At 43.2% G+C, this 19,957-nt stretch carries 17 protein-coding genes and 1 other RNA gene; 3 read left to right on the top strand and 15 right to left on the bottom strand.

Annotated features, from left to right (window positions below):
- Positions 1–119: 119 nt before the first annotated feature.
- From ssrS to GLO7428_RS00500, 3 genes are all read right to left on the bottom strand, one after another.
- Positions 120–306, bottom strand: a non-coding RNA gene (ssrS, locus tag GLO7428_RS26370) — 6S RNA.
- A 129-nt stretch (positions 307–435) separates the two neighbouring features.
- Complete coding sequence (locus GLO7428_RS00505; protein ID WP_015186594.1) at positions 436–1,569, bottom strand: 5-(carboxyamino)imidazole ribonucleotide synthase; 1,134 nt, start codon at positions 1,567–1,569, stop codon at positions 436–438.
- On the bottom strand, positions 1,560–2,024 hold the full coding sequence (locus GLO7428_RS00500; protein WP_196797427.1) for a pentapeptide repeat-containing protein: 465 nt from the start codon (positions 2,022–2,024) through the stop codon (positions 1,560–1,562). The genes GLO7428_RS00505 and GLO7428_RS00500 overlap by 10 nt, the downstream gene beginning before the upstream one ends.
- A 148-nt stretch (positions 2,025–2,172) precedes the next feature.
- Here GLO7428_RS00500 and GLO7428_RS00495 point away from each other — a divergent pair, with 148 nt between their 5' ends.
- A complete protein-coding gene (locus GLO7428_RS00495; protein WP_015186592.1) occupies positions 2,173–2,523 on the top strand; it encodes a phage holin family protein in 351 nt (116 codons plus the stop codon).
- On the opposite strand, the gene GLO7428_RS28205 is transcribed toward GLO7428_RS00495, so the two are convergent.
- The 5 genes from GLO7428_RS28205 to GLO7428_RS00480 all read right to left on the bottom strand — a co-directional run bounded on the left by GLO7428_RS28205 (position 2,492) and on the right by GLO7428_RS00480 (position 7,412).
- On the bottom strand, positions 2,492–3,304 hold the full coding sequence (locus GLO7428_RS28205) for a hypothetical protein (protein WP_196797426.1): 813 nt from the start codon (positions 3,302–3,304) through the stop codon (positions 2,492–2,494). The genes GLO7428_RS00495 and GLO7428_RS28205 overlap by 32 nt on opposite strands.
- Positions 3,226–3,408, bottom strand: coding sequence for a hypothetical protein (locus GLO7428_RS28200; protein WP_369792513.1), 183 nt, complete (start codon positions 3,406–3,408; stop codon positions 3,226–3,228). The genes GLO7428_RS28205 and GLO7428_RS28200 overlap by 79 nt, the downstream gene beginning before the upstream one ends.
- Before the next feature lie 66 nt (positions 3,409–3,474).
- A complete protein-coding gene (locus GLO7428_RS28195) occupies positions 3,475–3,774 on the bottom strand; it encodes a hypothetical protein (protein ID WP_196797425.1) in 300 nt (99 codons plus the stop codon).
- Positions 3,775–3,926: 152 nt separating this feature from the next.
- Positions 3,927–5,768 (bottom strand): precorrin-3B C(17)-methyltransferase, encoded by a 1,842-nt coding sequence (gene cobJ, locus GLO7428_RS00485; protein WP_015186591.1) that lies wholly within the window; start codon positions 5,766–5,768, stop codon positions 3,927–3,929.
- 72 nt (positions 5,769–5,840) lie between these two features.
- The gene (locus GLO7428_RS00480) at positions 5,841–7,412 is read right to left on the bottom strand and encodes an NAD(P)H-quinone oxidoreductase subunit N (protein ID WP_015186590.1); all 1,572 of its coding nucleotides are present in this window, start codon (positions 7,410–7,412) and stop codon (positions 5,841–5,843) included.
- 387 nt (positions 7,413–7,799) lie between these two features.
- Between GLO7428_RS00480 and GLO7428_RS29355 the strand changes: the two genes are divergently transcribed.
- A complete protein-coding gene (locus tag GLO7428_RS29355) occupies positions 7,800–7,928 on the top strand; it encodes a hypothetical protein (RefSeq protein ID WP_255348358.1) in 129 nt (42 codons plus the stop codon).
- 87 nt (positions 7,929–8,015) lie between these two features.
- On the opposite strand, the gene GLO7428_RS00475 is transcribed toward GLO7428_RS29355, so the two are convergent.
- The 4 genes from GLO7428_RS00475 to GLO7428_RS00460 all read right to left on the bottom strand — a co-directional run bounded on the left by GLO7428_RS00475 (position 8,016) and on the right by GLO7428_RS00460 (position 13,594).
- On the bottom strand, positions 8,016–9,077 hold the full coding sequence (locus tag GLO7428_RS00475) for an iron-siderophore ABC transporter substrate-binding protein (protein WP_015186589.1): 1,062 nt from the start codon (positions 9,075–9,077) through the stop codon (positions 8,016–8,018).
- Positions 9,078–9,100: 23 nt separating this feature from the next.
- A complete protein-coding gene (locus GLO7428_RS00470) occupies positions 9,101–11,626 on the bottom strand; it encodes a TonB-dependent siderophore receptor (RefSeq protein WP_015186588.1) in 2,526 nt (841 codons plus the stop codon).
- 82 nt (positions 11,627–11,708) lie between these two features.
- Positions 11,709–12,737: an AraC family transcriptional regulator gene (locus tag GLO7428_RS00465; protein ID WP_015186587.1), complete on the bottom strand. Its 1,029-nt coding sequence runs from the start codon at positions 12,735–12,737 to the stop codon at positions 11,709–11,711.
- Between the two features lie 107 nt (positions 12,738–12,844).
- Positions 12,845–13,594: a Uma2 family endonuclease gene (locus GLO7428_RS00460; RefSeq protein ID WP_015186586.1), complete on the bottom strand. Its 750-nt coding sequence runs from the start codon at positions 13,592–13,594 to the stop codon at positions 12,845–12,847.
- A gap of 547 nt (positions 13,595–14,141) precedes the next feature.
- On the opposite strand from GLO7428_RS00460, the gene topA reads away from it, so the two are divergent.
- The gene (gene topA / locus GLO7428_RS00455; RefSeq protein WP_015186585.1) at positions 14,142–16,844 is read left to right on the top strand and encodes a type I DNA topoisomerase; all 2,703 of its coding nucleotides are present in this window, start codon (positions 14,142–14,144) and stop codon (positions 16,842–16,844) included.
- A gap of 133 nt (positions 16,845–16,977) precedes the next feature.
- Here the strand turns inward: topA and GLO7428_RS00450 are convergent, their stop codons facing one another.
- The 3 genes from GLO7428_RS00450 to GLO7428_RS00440 form a co-directional block, all read right to left on the bottom strand.
- Positions 16,978–17,727, bottom strand: a complete 750-nt coding sequence (locus GLO7428_RS00450) for an SDR family NAD(P)-dependent oxidoreductase (RefSeq protein WP_015186584.1) — start codon at positions 17,725–17,727, stop codon at positions 16,978–16,980.
- A 272-nt stretch (positions 17,728–17,999) separates the two neighbouring features.
- Positions 18,000–18,890, bottom strand: coding sequence for a hypothetical protein (locus GLO7428_RS00445; protein WP_015186583.1), 891 nt, complete (start codon positions 18,888–18,890; stop codon positions 18,000–18,002).
- A 65-nt stretch (positions 18,891–18,955) separates the two neighbouring features.
- The gene (locus GLO7428_RS00440; protein WP_015186582.1) at positions 18,956–19,900 is read right to left on the bottom strand and encodes an SMP-30/gluconolactonase/LRE family protein; all 945 of its coding nucleotides are present in this window, start codon (positions 19,898–19,900) and stop codon (positions 18,956–18,958) included.
- Positions 19,901–19,957: the final 57 nt, after the last annotated feature.

Genomic DNA, 19,957 nt, shown 5'->3' with positions numbered 1-19,957 from the left:
GATTGATACAGCAGATAGAAATAGTTAATCGGTAATGGGTAATTGGTCATTGGAAAGAATATCAATTACCAATAGTTAAAACTCTCTCAGTTTAAAACCAAGAGATCTTTGTGATGCTTGAGTTCACCGCAGTGCCGTTTTACCTCAGTTTTAGACCTGGATAAATCCAGGTGGGTACCTCTTCTCTAACTTAAAGTTTCCGAGTAGCAAAGCTCGGTCTACTGCCGCTAGAACACAGTGGTTCCCTAATTCGACAAAGCATAGATCCAAAAACATTATTGGCAGTCACCAACGCCGCAGTGGAACTTTATTCATTATAGCGATTAATTTGTCTGATGTTGTCAATTGATTCTATTTTTTTGCTTGCTGCGTTAACAAACGATCAAAGGCTGAAAGTACAGCAATTTGCGGCAATAAGCCTCTAAACGAGAGTATTTACCTATTTGACTCAGGATACCAAAGTGATTCAATCTTTTGGGCGATCGCCTGCGCAACTTCGGGATTAACTTCATCTAATAAAACTGTAACATGACCGAGCTTGCGCCCTGGGCGCGATTCATTCTTGCCGTACCAATGAACGTGCGCGTGGGGAATTTGACTAATTTGCGATCGCTTGTCAAGATAGTCGTCTTGTGCATATTCATAACCTAATAGATTAATCATCACCGCGCTGCTACACGTTAATGCAGAACTTCCTAAAGGTAAATTGCACACAGCGCGTAAGTGTTGCTCAAACTGCGAAGTTGCACACGCATCAATTGTAAAGTGTCCAGAGTTGTGCGTACGCGGGGCTATTTCATTCACTAAGACTTTTTGCTCTCCTGTCAGAAATAGCTCGATACCAAACACGCCAACTGCTTGTAAACTGTTCATCAACGTCTGGGCGATCGCTTCAATTTCTTGAGCTACAGTTGAACTGATCGCTGCTGGTGCAATAACCCGCCGACACACTTGATTTTCTTGCTGAGTTTCCACAATGGGGAATGTTACGACATCACCGTTGACGGCTCGCGCCACAATCACCGCAAGTTCGCGCTCAAAAGGTATAAACTCTTCTAGAAGAACTTCTGAAGGCTTGTGCGAAGTATCTAATTTATGCTGTAGAGTTTCTGCGTCTTTAATGATAAATGTACCTTGACCGTCATAACCATGACGTCGAGTCTTCAAAACAACGGGAAACTCTAACTGATTGTGGGATGAGGGTAAAACAAATTTCGGTTGTGGTATTCCCAATTTTTCTAGATGACAGCGTTGATGATACTTATCGAGTAAAGGAGATAACGCCTCTAAGCGAGGGCGAAAACAAACACCACTTTCTGCTAGTGGAAATAATGCAGCTAAATCAACAAATTCATTCTCAAACGTGATGACATCGCAGCGATATGCTAATTCCTGGGTAGCATCAGCATCATTAATAGGGGCAATTATTGTATCAGCAGCGATCGCTACTGCGGGATCGTCACGACTCGGCGTTTGGATAACTAATTCTACCCCCAGTGCTTGTGCTGGAGTTGCCATCATCCAAGCAAGTTGTCCGCCACCAATGACACCAACTCGTTTTACTTGCATCCTAACGATTCCCGCGTATCGACACCTGTTGTAGGATTTACGCCACTCGCACGTTGACACAACTCTTTGATTTGTACGCCGTCTAAAATTGCATCACTAAAATCAGCAGCGGTAATATCTGTATTATCAAACACTGAGCGTAACAAAATTGTTTCAGCAAGAACAGCTGCGCTTAAATCGGCATTAGTAAAGTTAACTTGATCTGCCATTGCATTCGTTAAGTTTGCACCGTGTAGATTCGCTTTCGTCATCACCGAAGCGCTAAAAATTGCGCCTCGCAAATCAGCATCGGTAAAATTTGTCTGTTCCATGTTCGCGTTAGAAAACTCGGAAGCGCGTAACATTTGTCCTGAAAAATCGCGTCCTTTTAATTCAGCATTACTAAAAGATAAAGGAGGAGGATAGTCTAAAGCTTTCGCCGGTAACGTCCAAAACGATAATATGAGTATCAACAACAGAAAAGTTAGTTTCCGCCAAAACATACTTAGATAGTGAGTGAAGTGTCAAGATCTATTGTGTGACTAAAATGCCGTTTCAGCTTAGCGCATCTCAAATTCCAGTATTTTGGTACTTGTACTCGCTAGATATTGAGGAGTGAACGTTATGATCCAGTTTGTTTTGATATGGCTGTTAAGTGCGATCGCACTTGTGATCACAGCTTATATAGTGCCAGGATTTGCGGTGACAAGTTTTGCTTCGGCGTTGCTGGCTGCGGTGATTTTGGGATTACTCAATGCGATCGCTAAGCCGATTTTAGTTTTGTTGACACTACCACTTACCGTTGTTACTTTAGGATTATTTTTATTTATCATTAACGCCTTAGTCATTTGGCTAGCTGGTGCAATTACCCCTGGTTTTGTTGTCACTGGGTTTTTTCCAGCTTTGTTAGGTTCAATTGTTTTAACACTGGTAACAAGTTTACTTACCTTTTTAGTTGGTAGCATTCGCCGTTAGTTTTCTTGCTGGGTGACTTTCGGACAACACGAAAAATAACTTTGGGGTGATAAAGTTGTAGCGGCGATCGCAGCAAATTAACGATTTGGATGAGTTGAGTATACGTGTGTGGATCGCTGTTAGTAAGCTGCAATAAGCGATTTGTATACCAACTTAATAATCCACCGCTAGTGACTTCTCGACGACTTTGAGTTGTGGGAAATTGCGAATCTTGACTAGTTGCTAAACTCCAATGCAGCAAATTATTTTTCGCTAATTTTTTTTGAAAGGCTGAAGATTTGAGAATAGTAGAAGAATGACTATACTCTTTTTGCAGCCAATTGCGTAGCACGATCGCAGATAAAGCGCTGACTGTCATTCCCTGTCCGTAAACAGGACACAATGCACAAACAGCATCTCCTAAAACAACAAAATTATGCGGTAGTTCAATTTTGTCATAATGGCGTAATCGATTTGCTGTTGCTCGATGTGCATAAATTGGCGAAATTGGTTCAGCATCTTTTATCGCTTCATAAAATTTAGGGCTAGCTAAGCTACGGGCGAAATCCAAAAAATCGCGATCGCTCAAAGGTGGATAATCGCGCCCGTATCCACCAAGCGTTGCAATCCACTCGCCATTTTCAATTTGTGCTAAATATCCTAGCCGCGTATTATGTGGAGGTGATTGCGATACTAACATCACTTTCCAGTCAGGTTGAGGCTTTAGCAGACGATAGCGGCGAGTTGCATAACCAAGTAACGGATTAATAATTGTGAAGTAAATCCTTGACTTTGTAGCCACTTTGGTGCTTGCGATCGCCTTCCACTGGCATCGACAACAAAAGCCGCAGGGAATTTTTCAGATGATTGCAAGTAAACACCAGTAATTGAACCGCGATCGCCCAATAATCCTGTGACACGTTTCCCATCAATAAACTCTATATTAGACAGCTGCGCTAATCGACGACGAATTTACCATTCAATTAACGGGCGGCTACACGTTAAAGAAATCACATCAGAAGGCGTTGTAGTAACGCAATTCCAACCACCATGACTATAATGATAAAATTCTCGCGCCCAATCTAGTGGTAACGCACCCGCTTGCTGCAATTCATCACCAATACCAGGAAAAAGTTCTTCTAAAATTCGGTATCCTTTTGCAAGTAAAACGTGAGGTTGTACCGATTGCGGAACGCCTTTACGAGAGTGAGGTTGTGCGGGTAAATTGTCAGATTCAATAATGATAACTTGCGGAAAATAATCTGCTAGCACTCTTGCTGCAAGTAGCCCCGCAATGCTACCGCCAATGACAACGGCACGATTATCATGACCTTTACCTATCGATGTTATACCAATTCATAGTTTTATTCTCCTCGGTTCCCCTGCCCCTTTACACTCCTGCTTTTCCCCAAACGCAGCAACTCCTACGGCAAAGCAGCATTATATCCTCGTGGTGTAATCATCCAGTCGCCTTGAGTGCGCGTACTTTGGTTGCCGATTAAAACGGTTGTTAGCATATCTACAGGTACATCAAGTAATTTTTCAAGCGTTGTCAGCGTAATTTGTTCGTCTTGACGGTAAGCAGAACGTACTACTGCAACGGGAGTTTGCGGATTGCGATACTGTAAGAATATCTTAATCGCACTCGTAAGTTGTTGGATGCGGGTTTGCGATCGCGGATTATATAATGCAGTAACAAAATCTGCTTGGGCGGCGGCGTGTAGGCGTTTTTCAATGACTTCCCACGGTGTTAATAAATCGCTCAAACTGATTGCACAAAAATCATGCATTAATGGCGCACCTAAACGCGCAGCAGCGGCTTGCATCGCGGTAATTCCTGGAAACACTTCTACATTGGGAGTTTTACCATCCCAGCCTTGAAGAAGCAGTTCTTCTAAAACTAAACCCGCCATTCCATAAATACCAATATCACCCGAAGAAATGACGGCAACCGTCAAACCCCACTGGGCGAGGGAAATTGCGCGTTGCGCCCGTTGACGTTCTTGAGTGATGGGTAAGGCTTCGATGATTTGGTGTGGCTGGAGGAGTGGGGCGATCAAATCGATGTACAACGAATAACCGATAACGGCATCCGCAGAAGCGATCGCCGCTTGTGCAGCAGGAGTGATTTGATCTAATTGTCCTGGTCCTATCCCTACCAATAACAATCTGCCAGTACGTCCAGTATATTCTTGTTCGGCTAGCGCGATCGCAACTGTAACAGCGCCTTGAAATTCAGCAGCACGAAAAATTTGCTTAGCAACAAGTAGATTTTGCGCTTTTGCAGCGCACAACGCCGCAGCTTCGGCGACACTGGGGGTTCCCACTTCCGCATCAACGATCTTTGAGGGATTGGGGACAGTAACGCTGCGCAAAACATCAGCAGAGAAAGTCTGTAATGGAAAATTGCGATCGCGACACAATTCAACTAATCCAACTTCATCTGCTTTGAGATCAATTGTGGCAATACCTGCGATCGCCTGTTCGACTAATTGATACTCTTGACAAACTTGTGTAATTGCGCTCTCAATTAATTCCCGCGATGTCCCGCGTTCGCAACCAATTCCCAGCCATAAAACACGCGGATGCCAGTGGATAGAGGGGGTATGAGAGGCAAGGCAATGCCTTGCCCGCACTAAAGAACGAGGGGTGATGTAAATAGCTGGTGTATTGGGAGTGGTTTCAAGGGTTAAACTAGAGTTTTGAAAGCTTGCGGTAGATTGCCATAGCGTAGAACCAGCTTCTTGAATAACTTGTACTGGTTCATTGCGTGCTACTGCTGCACTAACTTCTGTCCAATTTCCTACACCCTTTTGCCAACCGAAGGGATTTCCTAAAATATCAACTGCGGGTAATCCTAATGTAGATGCAGTGCCAGTTAATATAGGTGTTGCCTTAAGTAAGCGTGCGATCGTTTGCGTCAGTTTATCGGCACCGCCTTGGTGTCCGCTGCACAAACTAATAACAAACTTACCGGTTTCATCGACAACAACAACTGCGGGATCGCAAGATTTATGTTGAAGTAAAGGTGCTATAAGCCGCACCACCGCGCCCGTTGCTAAACCAAAGATTAAACCTCGGTGTGTTTTCCAAAGTTCAGCGACATGCGTTTTGAGCGAACCTGTGTAAACCTTTGTGCCTCTGACATCACCAATTGATTCTGGAACCCAAAGTGTGATACCATTTTGACACAGTTTTTGTAGCGTTTTGGCAGCAGTAGGAGTTGTGGCGATCGCTGCGATTGGTTGAACTTCTGATAGAATCATCAATTTCAATGAAAAAGCCTGACGAATTAAGTCAGGCTACTAATATGGAAGCAGCTGTGAATACATTGCTGCCTATTGCTGAGTTTGAAGTGCAGAATTTTCTGCTGGCGCAGTAGCACTAAAGTGAGAACTAATAACAATGGGTTGTAGGGTTGTTGTCCGTGCAATTGAGGTGTTAGCCAAAGTAAACAATGGATTTGACAAAATTCCTGCTAACGATGTAGCTACCAAGGTTAGCACTAAGCCGACTTGCAGCGGTCGCATTCCAGGTAAATTCCATTGTACTTCGGGATAGTTTTTCACCGCATCGGACATTTCTTGCGGTTCTTTCACAACCATCATGCGTACGACACGAATGTAGTAGTAAATTGAAACTACCGTGGTGACTAAACCGAGTAACACCAATCCATACTGTCCGGCTTGCCAACCTGCCCAGAACAAGTAAATCTTACCGAAGAATCCTGCCAAAGGTGGAATACCGCCTAAAGATAGCAAGCAGATACTTAAACACAGCGTTAGCAAAGGATCTTTTTGATAAAGTCCTGAATATTCGCTAATTTGGTCGGTTCCTGTCCGCAGTGTAAATAGAATCAAACAGGTAAACGCTCCCAAGTTCATGAACAGGTAAACCAACAGGTAAAATACCATACTGGCGTACCCTGCTTCGGTTCCCGCAATTAAACCAATCATCACGAATCCAGCTTGTCCAATCGAGGAATAAGCTAGCATCCGTTTCATGCTGGTTTGTGCCAGCGCGACGACGTTACCTAGCACCATACTGAGGACAGCCAGCGCGGTAAACACAAATTGCCACTCGTCAATCAGTAACGGGAAGGCGCTATTCATCAGGCGAATTGCTAAAGCAAATCCTGCGGCTTTGGAACCTACGGATAAAAACGCTACAACAGGTGTCGGTGAACCTTCGTAAACGTCAGGTGTCCACTGGTGAAAGGGCGCCGCCGAAATTTTAAAAGCAACACCTGCAATCACAAAGACTAAAGAAATCACCAAGCCGAGGGATTGACTTAAATTAGCATCTGCAATTGCGGAAGCGATCGCACTGAGTTGAGTTTCGCCTCCTGATAAACCATACAGTAGGGAGACGCCGTAAAGAAAAACACCTGTACTCGAAGCACCAATCAGCAAATATTTCAACGCTGCTTCGTTCGAGCGGGGATCGCGCTTGGTGTATCCTGTCATCAAGTACGAAGAGATACTGAGGGTTTCCAGGGAGATGAAAATTGTGACTAATTCCGAAGCCCCAGACAAAAACATCCCGCCTAGCGTTGCTGTCAGCATAATTCCGATGAATTCTGCTAAAGCTGTGCCAGATTGTTCAATATAGCGAATCGACATCAAAATCGTTACCGCAGTCGATAGCGCGACGATGCCGCGAAAGACGATACTGAGGTCATCACTATTAAAAGCACCAAGAAATGAGATCGGATTTGGGTTATCCCATTGAAGATATAACGCGACGACGGCGGCGAGTAAACCTGCGATCGCTGTATACGGAATCCAGCGCGACGCACTACGCCCGACAATCAAATCGCCTATGACAATCACCATCAGGGTAGTTAGCACTATCCCTTCGGGCAAAATTGTTCCAGCATTTAACTGGTCTACAAGATTAGCAAAATCCATGAGTGATATAGGTTTTGGCTATGAGACAATCGCTGTGTTAACTTTATTGTCTATCATATGGTTCCTTTTATGTGTGTTTCATCTTTTCGGTAATGACTGCGACACAACTCATTACCAGCGCTGATGAGAGATGGCTAGTAGCTATTACAGGTATAATAAGTTACTTATATAGATCCAGATATAGCGCTCCTATTTGAGTTGTAAGATTTTTTGGAAAACGCACCACAAAGTACACAAAGATAAAGACAAGGAGAGAGATTCTTACAAATGATTTAGGATTGTTATAGAAACAATCGTTGTTTATAAGTTTCCTCACAAAAGTCAGGCGGAGATTCGAGCAATGTTAGGATTAGGTGATTTGAAACAGACAAGGGTTTACCAAGAAGGATGGAAGACGGGAAAATAGAAGCAGTACCTCGGTTATTGAAGTTAAGATTAACCTTGGAACAAGTTGCAGAAGCACTAGAATTAGAGGTTTCAAAAGTGAGAGAAGCAGCGCGATCGCATGAACAATAAAAACCCTCATCATCTAGAATGTGCTATTTAAATACTTAAATAAGTTATCTAGCACCGCACGGGCTACAAAATCCCATTTATACTATTTCATGTCGGATTTAAATTACCTTGTACAGGTGAAAGTAGAAGTGCTGGCAGTTGCTTTAATATCAGAGAATCAGCAATTGGTCCACCAATAACACTCCCCCACATTTGATAGTCAACGAAGTAAACTCGACCTTCTTTCCATGCTTTTGAACCGTGTAAAAGGGGATTTTTAACCCATTTTTGCTTGAGTTCTTCTAGGGGAACATTATAAGTAGAATTGCCTTCCCATTGATCGAGCCAAGTATGGACAATGATAATATCTGCATCGAGTTGGGATAGTGTTTCAATTGTGACTGTGGCTCGTAATCCTGGTTTTGGTTCTACATTATTAAGTAATACAGGTTGAAATCCAACGGCTTTCAAGAGGCGAACTGTGTCCCCATTGTATCCAATCTCAATGTAGTCCATCGATTGACTACAAATGATATTCAACACTCGCGGATGGGTGGTTACTAGAGGAGCTAATTGGGTGCGAACTTCAGCAAGCTGTTGTTGATACGAATCAATGACTTGTTGTACATTGTCTTCTTGATCGAGTGCTTTAGCGACAATTTGAATATTATCTTGCCATCCCTTGCTATCAGTGTTTATTAGCACCGTGGGAGCAATGGAAGACAATAACTTGTTTTCTTGAGAGCTTACACCCAAAATCAAATCTGGTTTTAGTCGAGTCAAAGTTTCGAGCGAAGGATTATTGCGATCGCCTAAATTAATCGGCTGACTTGTGACAAAATTGCCTAAGTAAGGAATCTGTTTGCTAGGATTGTCAAATTGGGGAGAGCGCACCAAATAAGCATCGGCGTAAGCAGCAGGTTGCACATCAAGCGCGAGCATCATACTTAGCATTTTTGGTTCTAAGGCTGCTACTTTTTGAGGTGTACCACAAATCGTAGTTTTCCCAACGGTATTTTCTACAACTCGACAATCCGGAGATAGCGATCGCTCATCCAAATTAAATTTTTGGGAGCTACCCGTATGACAAGCTGTCATCAAGATAGCTGTTAGCAAAAACCAGGTAGTATATTTGTATAATGCGATCGCTTTGCAGCATTTTAAAAACATTTTGGACTTAATAAAAATCAAGGTCAAAACTGAATCGAAAACGATCCGATGACAGTAAAAGGTGCGCCAGGATAGATTGTATTTCTGCCTTGAGATGTCTCATAATAAGTTTCATTGAAAAGATTGCGGAAATTCAGTGCTAACCTCCAGTTATCTTGTCTATAATAAACGGCTGAATCTGTTCTAAAATAACTCGGTAAAACGCTGGTGTTTTCTAAATCAGCGAATCTATCTCCCACATAGTAAAGCCCTAAGCCAAAGCCCAAGCCTTTTAAATCACCGCTTTGAAGTTCGTAGGTTGTCCATAAACTCGCCGCGTGTTCGGGAACATTAATCAGTCGATTACCCACGGGAATATTGTTATCTTTCGAGGTAATTGCGTCGGTATACGTGTAGGATGCAATAATATTCCAACCAGGTAAAATTTCACCGCCAATATCTAATTCAATACCTCTACTTCTTTGTTCTCCCACCTGTATGGAAATATCAGGATCGTTGGGATCGGGGGTAAGAACATTGCTTTTGGTAATCTCAAAGGCTGCTAGAGTTGCTGCAATTTGTTCGCTAAAATCTGCTTTAATACCTACTTCATACTGCGTTCCTTCTGTGGGTTCAAAGGGTTCGTTTGTAGCTGCTGAACGACCAAAGAAGCGATCGGGTTGAAACGATTGAGTATAACTGGCGTAAAGCGAAATCGGTAGAATTGGCTGGTAAACAATTCCAACACGGGGAGTAAAAGCAGTGAGGGATTCTTCTTCAAGTGTTCCGAAGTCATCTCTACGGTAAAATGCATCAAAGCGTCCACCAAGTAGAACCTTGAAATTATCTGCAAAAGTAATTTGATCTTGGATGTAAATTCCTAAAGTATCTCTACGAGTTGTGTAAGCGAAAGTACTTTCATCTGGTGTAGCAGGTAATTCTACATCATAATTAGGATTAAAAATATCGAGTAGTATGGGATCTGCGACATCAAATGAGGTGTAATTCCATACATTTCGTCTTAATTCCACCCCGATTAAAGGTTGATGAACAATCGATCCTGTATTGAAACGTCCAACTAATTCTGTTTGCAAGGTATAAATGTCTCGTGTGAACTCATCGCGACTCACGTATATTGGGGCAAACTGGTCATCAATGAGTTCATAGCCACCATAGGCATAAGTACCAGATGATTTGCCAGAAACAAAAGAAAACGCATTACGTAGTTGCCAATCCTGACTAAATTCATGCTCAAATCGATAGCCAATCCGCAAAGTGCTATCGTCATAAACATGGGGTAAACCGATGAAGCGACTAATAGGAATAGGAGCAGGTCGATCGCCGAGTGATGGAAGTCCGCGATCAAAAAGATAATTGTTGTTCTGGTATTCTAAGTCAAAAGTTAGTGAGGTGCGATCGCTAATATTCCAGGTAACGACAGGTGCCACAAATACACGTTCTAGAAAGTTATAATCTCGAAAACTTCCAGAATTTTGATAAGCCAAATTCAACCGATACAATAGCAAATCATGATCGGTGAGGGGACCTGATAAATCAAAACTGAAGCGATAAAATGCATAATTGCCAAGGTTAAATTCAGCTGAATAATAAGGAGTACCAAGGGGTTGTTTGGTGACAACATTGATAATTCCTCCTGGTTCAGCTTGACCAAATAAAACCGAAGCAGGTCCTTTGAGAACCTCAATGCGCTCAATATTAGCTGGGTCTACCAAGGAATAAAAGTCATTGTCAGAAAATCCATTGCGGAAATTTCCATCTTGGGCGAAGCCACGAATATTATATCCACCAGCAGATGTACCTCCGTAGTTACCTTCTTTACGTACACCACTAACGTTCTCTAATGCGTCTTGTAGGCGCGTCGTTTTTTGGTCTTCTAAGACGCGACGCGGAATCACTTGAATCGAACCAGGAATATCACGCAATGGCGTATCAGTTCTAGTTGCTGTGGTTGCATTCGGTACGCGATATCCATCTTGTTCACCTGTCACCACCAATTCAATCGTGTCATTATCTTGAGTTGATGGTTGTGAAGGCGTGGCAGCTACTGTACTCGTAACAGAGAAAATTAAACCTTCCTCTGGACTGTCAAACAACTCTACAACTGGGATTCCCGCTTCACCTGTCACGGTCACGCGGATAGTATTAGCATCAAAGTTAGTAACTGCTATCTCAGCGATTCCTGCGATTGGTTTTTCTGAACGGAATGTACTATCGCCACTCGCTAAACGCAATTGAGCATTAGGAATATCGACAATGAAGTTATTAGCAACACTGCGATTTGTAATTTGTAACTGTTCTCCTAACAAAGTCTGTAGAATGACTTCTATCCCTTTATCGGTGGGATTGACTTGAACTCCTGTTACTTGTACAACTGTGAAACCATTTTGAGCTAGCAGGGCTGCACTTGTTGGAGGATGAATAATATCCTGAATGCGCTCTAAAGAATCTGCTTGAGCAGGTTTGACCGCCAGAATTGAGATCGCACCGATGGCGACCAGAATTTGATATTTATGACCTATAGCTCTACACACCACGATCGCACTAAACACTTGCAACTGAATTTCAATAACTCGTAGTTACAATAGGCTATTTTGCGACTTTAGGTGATCTCTACAAGGTCAAATGCGATCGCTAGGCGGACTTTTTGCGCCAGTGTGCTTGATAATCACTGGGATTTATGCCAAACTTCTTGCGAAATGCCGCCGCAAAGTAACCTCTATTGGCAAACCCCACCGCATAAGACACCTCTGCTACAGTCATTCGGTCTTCGATGAGAAGTTGACAAGCTTTCTCTAAACGATAATCGTGCAAGTAGCCAAATACTGTGTTATCGAAGATTTGGCGAAATCCTTGCTTAAGTTTGCGATCGTTTAACTGCACTCGTCGTGCTAATTCAACCAATGAAGGTGGATTTGTATAATTTTGAATTAGAATATCTCTCGCTTGATAGATGCGTTCAAGATCACTGCTTTTCAAATTAGCCTTTTGATACGAAGGTGTACCATCGTTAAACAGTTGAGCCAATTGCAAAGTAATCAATTCGAGTGTTTTTGCTTCTAAATAAGTACGTCGCATGATGCCTTGAAATGGACAATGTAGTAATTGCTGCAATGCTACTTGCATCGCCGGAGTCATCTTGCCCAATGATTGATAAAATGAAGGTGGTGTGTCAGTTTCCAAAAATGGTTTAAGCAAGCAAGGTAAATGTGTTTCCTGACCTTTACTCAGTAATCGCAGCAAGTGCGGTTGTAGGCGAACTCTGACATTTATATCTTGTCCTGCAATGTGTGTCTCAATTTCTCGCGTTTCTACGGGATAGTAAAATAAATAGCTTTCGCCAGACTGTTCGCAAGCATCTTCATTCACACCAAAAATTTGCTCTAATTGCACCCCAGCACTCCGAAAAACCAGAGTTATCGTAGGGTATCCGGTAGCATCTGTCTCTAGACAATCATTTGCATAAGTCTCTGGATACTCAACGTTAACAATATCAGTTTGAAGTCCTAGGCAAAGTGGAGTCGCACTTACTAACCCTTTTTGAAGTGGATGTTGCCAAATTTCAACACTTTCAATATCATCATCATGGTAAATAACCTTGCCATTTCGATAACCCTCTTCCTCGATTTCTGGCCACTCCTTACTCGTATAAATTTTCCTCATTTTAGTTAAGTATATTCTCAAATTTATTGAGAAATTATCTCATATCTTTTATAGCTGAAAATGTGAAAAGACATTACGGTTGTAAAAAGCGATCGGTTCACAAATATTTAATCTGTCGGTAAATCGTTAGGATCAATACCCTGCGATCGCAAAAAAGTAATCAGTCGTTCTTTTTGCTGGCGTTCAATTTCAGCGCGTTGACGCTCAATTTCAATCATTTCCACCGCCCAAGGTAACAAATTACCTGCGCCATCCCACCACCGCAACCAATACCCTGTGCGGGCTTCTTTTGTTCCTTGCCAAGTTCCGAGAAATAAATTCATGGCATCAATCCAATGACGACCATTTTCATCGGGTTGCTTGAGTTCATAGCGTCCGTTTTCGAGTTGATAAAACTCTAATAATCCATCATTGGGGTCAAAAATTACATAAATCGGAACTTGTAATATTTGCTCGTAAAAAAACCACTTTCCTGGTGGATAAGTGCGCTTGACTGAATATTCTTGTCCGTCAGTGTCGGATAAGAATTCCATCACCACTTGGGGAACATCGCCTTCGAGATTGGGGGTGTAGCTTTTGCGATCGCATAGCGCTTGATTGACACGCGGAACATATACCCAATCGGGTGCTTTGATCACGAATTGCCCATTCACAGTCGCGCACAGACCAAAATTCGACGCAATCAACATCTGCGGCTGAATGAAACCACTGATTTCTAAACTTTCACGCAACGCACCTGTGAGCAGGGGTTGACCTGTATTTTCCACTGGCTCGTCTTCGAGTTGAAAGTCATCGGGCAACGCTTCCCACGATATCACCAGTTGTGGCGCTTTGGTTTGCTCTAGTTGGGTTGCCATAAAGTCTGCCTAGTATGGATTTGGCTTTATTTTATCTTGATTATTTGAAGTGAATGAAGTTGCTGCGTGTTCTTGGCATTTGCAGTGCGATCGCTAAAATATTTGGCAACACCGAAGCAAGCTGCAAACACATACCAAACTTGATGAGGAGATTGTATTCATGACACAAGCTGTTTATGTGATGTTACAAATGAGAATAATATGCTTTTTCAACTTCCTCGCATCATGTCCAGTCAAGCTGAAACACATTTTTTACGTATATTCTATGACAAATTAGTAACATTATTTACATCCACGCGGACGAGTTCGTTATTGCTCAATTTACATTCAGCTTAGTTACTTGAGTAACTTTTGTCGGATGTAGATTTGTTAGTTATAACCTAGAGATCTAGGGGTATCACTATTGAAGAGTGCAATTTAGATGTAAACCTAAATTAAGAGTCGTCAAACTTCTGCTCTCGTTCTTCAACCATGCCTCTTGACAAATGAGGCAATTTCCTTAAAGTTGTCTGTTTAGCCTAGCTGCTATTTTTATCTCCAAGAACCCATGTCAACTCTGGTCATTGTCGAATCTCCCACAAAAGCCCGTACCATTCGTAACTACTTGCCAAACGGTTATCGCGTGGAAGCGTCTATGGGTCATATCCGCGACCTTCCGCAGTCGGCTAGCGATATCCCCGCAGCGGTGAAAGGCGAAAAATGGGCGCAGCTGGGTGTTAATGTGGATGCTGACTTTGAACCGTTGTATATCGTCCCGAAGGACAAAAAGAAGGTCGTTACTCAACTGAAAGAAGCGCTGAAAAGTGCAGACGAATTAGTACTCGCGACAGACGAAGACCGCGAGGGTGAAAGCATAAGTTGGCATTTATTGCAGCTACTTAAGCCCAAAGTACCGATTAAGCGGATGGTATTTCATGAAATTACACAAGATGCGATCCGCAAGGCGTTGAAGAATTGTCGCGATGTTGACGAGCAACTTGTCCGCGCCCAAGAAACAAGAAGAATTTTAGATCGGCTTGTGGGTTATACGTTATCACCGCTGCTGTGGAAGAAAATTGCTTGGGGCTTATCAGCAGGGCGGGTACAATCGGTAGCAGTGCGGTTGTTGGTGGAAAAAGAACGTCAGCGTCGAGCGTTTCGTCAAGCGACGTACTGGGATCTAAAAGCAGAATTAGAGGCAGAAAGTGACGGGCTCGCGTCTAAAAATGCCTTTGAATCGCGCTTGGTCACATTGGGAGGAACCAAAGTCGCCAATGGTAGCGATTTTGACGAAGCAACTGGCAAATTAATTGCTGGGCGCAAAGTTGTTTTGCTCAATGAAGCCGAAGCAAAAGCTTTAAAAGACCGCCTTAAAGGAAAACCTTGGCAAGTTACCGATTTAGAAGAACGTCCGGTGACGCGCAAGCCTGCACCACCGTTTACAACTTCAACCTTGCAACAAGAAGCTAACCGAAAATTAAGGCTCTCAGCACGCGATACAATGCGCACAGCGCAAAGTTTGTACGAGCAAGGGTATATTACCTATATGCGTACCGATTCGGTGCATTTATCGGATCAGGCGATCGCAGCTGCGCGAACTTGTGTTGAACAACTTTACGGTAAGCAATACCTCAGTCCCTCACCCCGACAATACACGACTAAGAGTAAAGGCGCACAAGAAGCCCACGAAGCAATTCGTCCGGCGGGAAGTACGTTTAGAACACCGCAAGAAACAGGTTTAAGCGGACGCGAACTATCACTGTATGACTTGATTTGGAAGCGTACAGTTGCGAGCCAAATGGCAGATGCGAAGCAAACGCAAATTGTGATGCATTTGCAAGTCGAAGAGGCGGGATTTCGGTCGAGTGGTAAGCGGATTGATTTTCCAGGATACTTACGCGCGTATGTCGAAGGTTCTGACGATCCTGAAGCGGCGTTAGAAGATCAGGAAGTGATTTTGCCTAATTTGAAAGTAGGCGATCGCCCGAATTGTAAAAAACTCGAAGCAATCAAACACGAAACGCAGCCACCTGCGCGCTATACCGAAGCCTCTTTAGTCAAAACGCTAGAAAGTGAGGGAATCGGTCGTCCGAGTACCTATGCAAGTATTATTGGCACGATTATTGACCGTGGTTATGCTCAACTTGTCAGTAACGCGTTAGTGCCTACATTTACTGCTTTTGCCGTCACAGGATTACTAGAAAAACATTTCCCTGATTTGGTCAACACTAGCTTTACATCCAGAATGGAGCAAACCTTAGATGATATTGCCACAGGTGAAGCGGAGTGGCTACCTTACTTGCGAGAATTTTATTTGGGCGATTCGGGGTTAGAAACGCTTGTTAAAGAACGCGAAAACCAAATTGACCCGAATACAGCCCGCACAGTAGAACTCGAAGACTTAGCCGCTAAAGTCCGCATCGGTAAATTTGGTCCCTACATTGAAGTAGAAAACGGCGATGGAGTTGTCACAGCTTCAATTCCTAACAACATTAACCCCGCAGATTTAGATCCCGAACAAGTCGAGGTATTACTTCGGCAAAAAACCGAAGGTCCCGATCAATTAGGTCGCCATCCTGAAACCGGAGAACCGATTTATGTACTCATTGGTAGTCGCGGTCCTTATATTCAACTTGGAGAAGCTACCGAAGAAAATCCTAAACCGAAAAGATCATCTTTACCAAAGGGAGTAACAATCGAAAACCTCACCCTCGATCAGGCTGTCGGGCTTTTATCTTTACCTCGGTTATTGGGAACTCATCCCGCAACGGGTGGTAAAATCCAAGCTTCAATTGGTCCTTTTGGTCCATACGTCGCGCATGACCAAGGAAAAGAAGGAAAAGATTATCGTTCGCTCAAAGCTGGGGACGATGTGTTTACGGTGACTTTAGAGCGCGCTTTAGAGTTGCTATCGGAACCAAAAAAAGGACGCGGTAGCGGTCGTAGCAAAACCAAAGCACCATTAAAAGAACTTGGTACGCACCCTGACGACGGAGAACCCGTGAATATCTATGACGGTCCTTATGGTTCGTATGTTAAACATGGTAAAACTAACGTTGGTCTACCCGAAGGTAAATCGGTAGAAGATATGACGCTTGCTACCGCACTCGAACTGTTAGCAACGAAGACCAAAAGTTCTAAATCAACTCGTCGCAAGTCTTCCACAAGCAGTAATGGTAAAGCAACTACAAAGTCAACCACTGCGAAGAAAACAACTCGTAGCGGTTCGAGTAGCCGCACAAGAGCAACATCTAGCTCAAAGACGAAGTAGACACAGCGATCGCGTACCTTTAATCATCACACTTGTCCGCTACCAATTACGATCGCATCTGCGGTTTCCATCCATATTCCCCAGCGTCACGAGTGTTAGCTTGTTGTTTGGTGGTAGGTAACTGTTAACGTTTTTACAACACCTGTTCTGTTGGCATTATCAGAATTTCGCTCACGTTTACCCGTGCGGGCTGCGTTACAGCGTAAACAATGGCATTGGCAATATCTTCACTTTCTAAGGGCGTTATCGATTGATACATTCCTTCAACTTGCTGCTTAGATTCTTGGTCTGTAATGCGATCAGTTAATTCGGTAGCAACGGCACCAGGTTCAATGACAGTTACGCGAATTTTATTTTGGTACACTTCTTTACGCAGTGCCTCGCTAAACGCAACAACACCAAACTTGACTGCGTTGTAAACTGCAAAATTGGCAAAAGTCTGCCGACCTGCTACTGAGGCAATATTAATAATATGCCCGCTGCCTTGTGCTTTCATAATTGGCAAAGCTGCATGAGTAGCATACATTAGACCTAAAAGATCGATATCGACCATCCGCCGCCAGTCAGAGGTATCTGCACCATCAACGAATCCTGTAAGCATGACACCTGCATTATTAATCAAGATGTCTACACTACCAAAATTAGCATTGGCTTTTTGCACCATCTCGGTTATTTGGGCTTGATCGGTGATATCCGTTGGAATTGCGATCACTTCTTTCCCACTATCTTTAATTTGGCTAACTAATTTCTCCAAACGGTCGAGACGACGTGCGGCTAAAACTACCTTTGCGCCATCCGCAGCTAATGCTAACGCCGAGGCTTCACCAATTCCAGAAGACGCACCCGTAATCAGCGCAACTTTTCCATCTAATTTATTTGCCATTGTTTTTCCATGAATATATGTGCTGGGCAATCAAAAACTAGAAAATCGTTTTCAGAGGGGTGAGGAGCGAGGAGCGAGGGGTGAGGGAACCCACGACTAAAGCTGTGGGATTAAAATAAGGACGCCTTATGTGTTGGCACAAAGTGCCTCTCCACATAATTTTTTCGCTGTTTGGTGGGCTTGAGACCCACCCCTGAAGGAATTTTAAAGTGTATTTCCCTCGCTCCTTGTCAGATGACTTGACAAAATTGAAAAAATCTAGTAAAGGCAAATTATTTTTTTATAGGTGCAAGCCATGCAGCGATATTACGAACATAAGTTTTGATATCTGCCAAGGCACGCGGTTCAAGCTTCATTCCTTCTCCTGGTGGTTCGTCAACAAAGCTAGGACAGCCCATGTCTACATCCCAGTTGTAATCGCAGAAGTGGTGAAAAGTTGACTCGGTGACAGCGCGTCCGAGTATTTTACCATTGTCATTCTGAGTGCGATCGAAAACAACTGCTAGGTTAAACGGACGACCTGTAACTTTACTAGTACCTGTAGCGATGACTCTCGCATTTTCTAAATTAGAAGCAAGTCCGACACCACCTTCGTGAGGATGCGCGGGGAAAAACTCAACAACCCCAGATGGTGACGCGGGGTTGTGTAGCAGTTCGTGAATTGGTTCAGTTGGTGTAATTTTTTGATAGTCGCCGTTGCTACCTGAATGATAGTTAGGCCATGAAATATATGTTGTGTAAGGATCGTCATTGCAGCGTCGCGATTCATCAGGATCTGGGTTGCGCGTATGAAAATAGTTTGCAATACCAACACCGTCAAGATTGCAAATTGATGACCCTAAATCTTGGTGATCGCGTGCGATTAAAAGCCCTTTACCCTGTCGGCGAAATTCTGCGATCGCTTGACATTCTTTTTCGGTAAGTCCACCACCAATATCTACCGCAAATAACCACAGTTCGTCAAAATCAGAATGATCAAGATTGCTCAAAATCGGATCGTCAGAATTAGATTCGCGGTTACGCGCCGTGACTTCATAAAGTGGTTTCCCAGTTTCGTCGGCTAACGAAGCTAGGTAGTCGCGTAGTAACGAAAAGCGATCAATTGTCCAGTCATCCTCACTTGGAGGAATCGTTGTTTGCATTAAAATGCGAATTGGTGTCATAGGCTCAAACCAAAAGATATTACAGAATCTAAGTCTTCTAGGTTAAGGAAAAGCGATCGCATACTTTACTTTTTACCGAGTGGAACACCTGCAACATTGAGCGGAATTTGGTAGAGACTTGTATAAGTTGTGATGTACAGTGTTTTGTAATCTTTCCCGCCCCAAGCGATGTTTGTTGTTCCTTCGGGTACAGAAATCTTGCCTAAGAGTTTACCTTGTGGTGAAAAAATCCAAACGCCTTCGGGTCCGGTTGAATAAACATTTCCGCACGCGTCTACTTTTATTCCATCCGCTAACCTTTCTTTTCCTGGAACATTCAAATCTGCAAACACTCGACCATTTGCTAAAGTTCCATCAGCTTTGACATCAAATACACGAATGTTACCTTGTTGCGAATCATTAATATACAAACGTTTTTCATCCGGTGAAAACGCCAGCCCATTCGGTAGCGCCATATCTTTGACAAGCAGCGTTAATTGTCCATCTTCTGTCAATCGATAAACTCCATAAAAACCAAGTTCTTCGGGTTGTTCTTGCACTGCATAAGGTTTACGAATACCAAAGGGCGGATCGGTAAAATAAATGCTGTTATCTGATTTGACAACGATGTCATTAGGACTATTCAGCTTTTTCCCTAAATAGCGTGTTGCTAAAGTTACAACTTTGCCGTTTTGTTCGGTGCGGGTGACGCTGCGATCGTGTTGTGCGGAGACGAGTCTACCCTCGCGGTCTACAGTATTACCGTTAGGATATCCCGCAGGTCTGCGAAAAACTTCTACTTTGCCGTTAGATGACAATTTATAAATTGTATTTGCTGGGGTATCACTAAATAACAGAAAACCATCTGGATGCCAAAGTGGTCCTTCGAGAAACTTATGGCCACCAACGAGTTTTTCTACTTGTGCATTATCACTTTTAATCGCACCTAATTCATTTTCATTGCCACTACCAGGTTTGACGTTGAATAAAAGTAACAAGCCACAGACAACGAGCAAAGATTTGAACTTCATATTGACTCTCTGGTAAGTGAAAGTTTAACCAAGAGATGTCACCCGATGCAGAAATTG

This window comes from Gloeocapsa sp. PCC 7428, assembly GCF_000317555.1.
Classification (GTDB): domain Bacteria; phylum Cyanobacteriota; class Cyanobacteriia; order Cyanobacteriales; family Chroococcidiopsidaceae; genus Chroogloeocystis.
This window is presented reverse-complemented; position numbering and strand designations above follow the sequence as displayed.

What these genes read in the sequence shown, in the direction of transcription:
- topA (WP_015186585.1), top strand. Translation starts at nt 14,142, where the DNA reads ATGTCAACTCTGGTCATTGTCGAATCTCCCACAAAAGCCCGTACCATT.
- GLO7428_RS00480 (WP_015186590.1), bottom strand. Translation starts at nt 7,412, where the DNA reads ATGGATTTTGCTAATCTTGTAGACCAGTTAAATGCTGGAACAATTTTG.
- GLO7428_RS00450 (WP_015186584.1), bottom strand. Translation starts at nt 17,727, where the DNA reads ATGGCAAATAAATTAGATGGAAAAGTTGCGCTGATTACGGGTGCGTCT.
- GLO7428_RS00445 (WP_015186583.1), bottom strand. Translation starts at nt 18,890, where the DNA reads ATGACACCAATTCGCATTTTAATGCAAACAACGATTCCTCCAAGTGAG.
- cobJ (WP_015186591.1), bottom strand. Translation starts at nt 5,768, where the DNA reads ATGATTCTATCAGAAGTTCAACCAATCGCAGCGATCGCCACAACTCCT.
- GLO7428_RS29355 (WP_255348358.1), top strand. Translation starts at nt 7,800, where the DNA reads ATGGAAGACGGGAAAATAGAAGCAGTACCTCGGTTATTGAAGTTAAGA.
- GLO7428_RS00465 (WP_015186587.1), bottom strand. Translation starts at nt 12,737, where the DNA reads ATGAGGAAAATTTATACGAGTAAGGAGTGGCCAGAAATCGAGGAAGAG.
- GLO7428_RS00440 (WP_015186582.1), bottom strand. Translation starts at nt 19,900, where the DNA reads ATGAAGTTCAAATCTTTGCTCGTTGTCTGTGGCTTGTTACTTTTATTC.
- GLO7428_RS00475 (WP_015186589.1), bottom strand. Translation starts at nt 9,077, where the DNA reads ATGTTTTTAAAATGCTGCAAAGCGATCGCATTATACAAATATACTACC.
- GLO7428_RS00505 (WP_015186594.1), bottom strand. Translation starts at nt 1,569, where the DNA reads ATGCAAGTAAAACGAGTTGGTGTCATTGGTGGCGGACAACTTGCTTGG.
- GLO7428_RS00460 (WP_015186586.1), bottom strand. Translation starts at nt 13,594, where the DNA reads ATGGCAACCCAACTAGAGCAAACCAAAGCGCCACAACTGGTGATATCG.
- GLO7428_RS00495 (WP_015186592.1), top strand. Translation starts at nt 2,173, where the DNA reads ATGATCCAGTTTGTTTTGATATGGCTGTTAAGTGCGATCGCACTTGTG.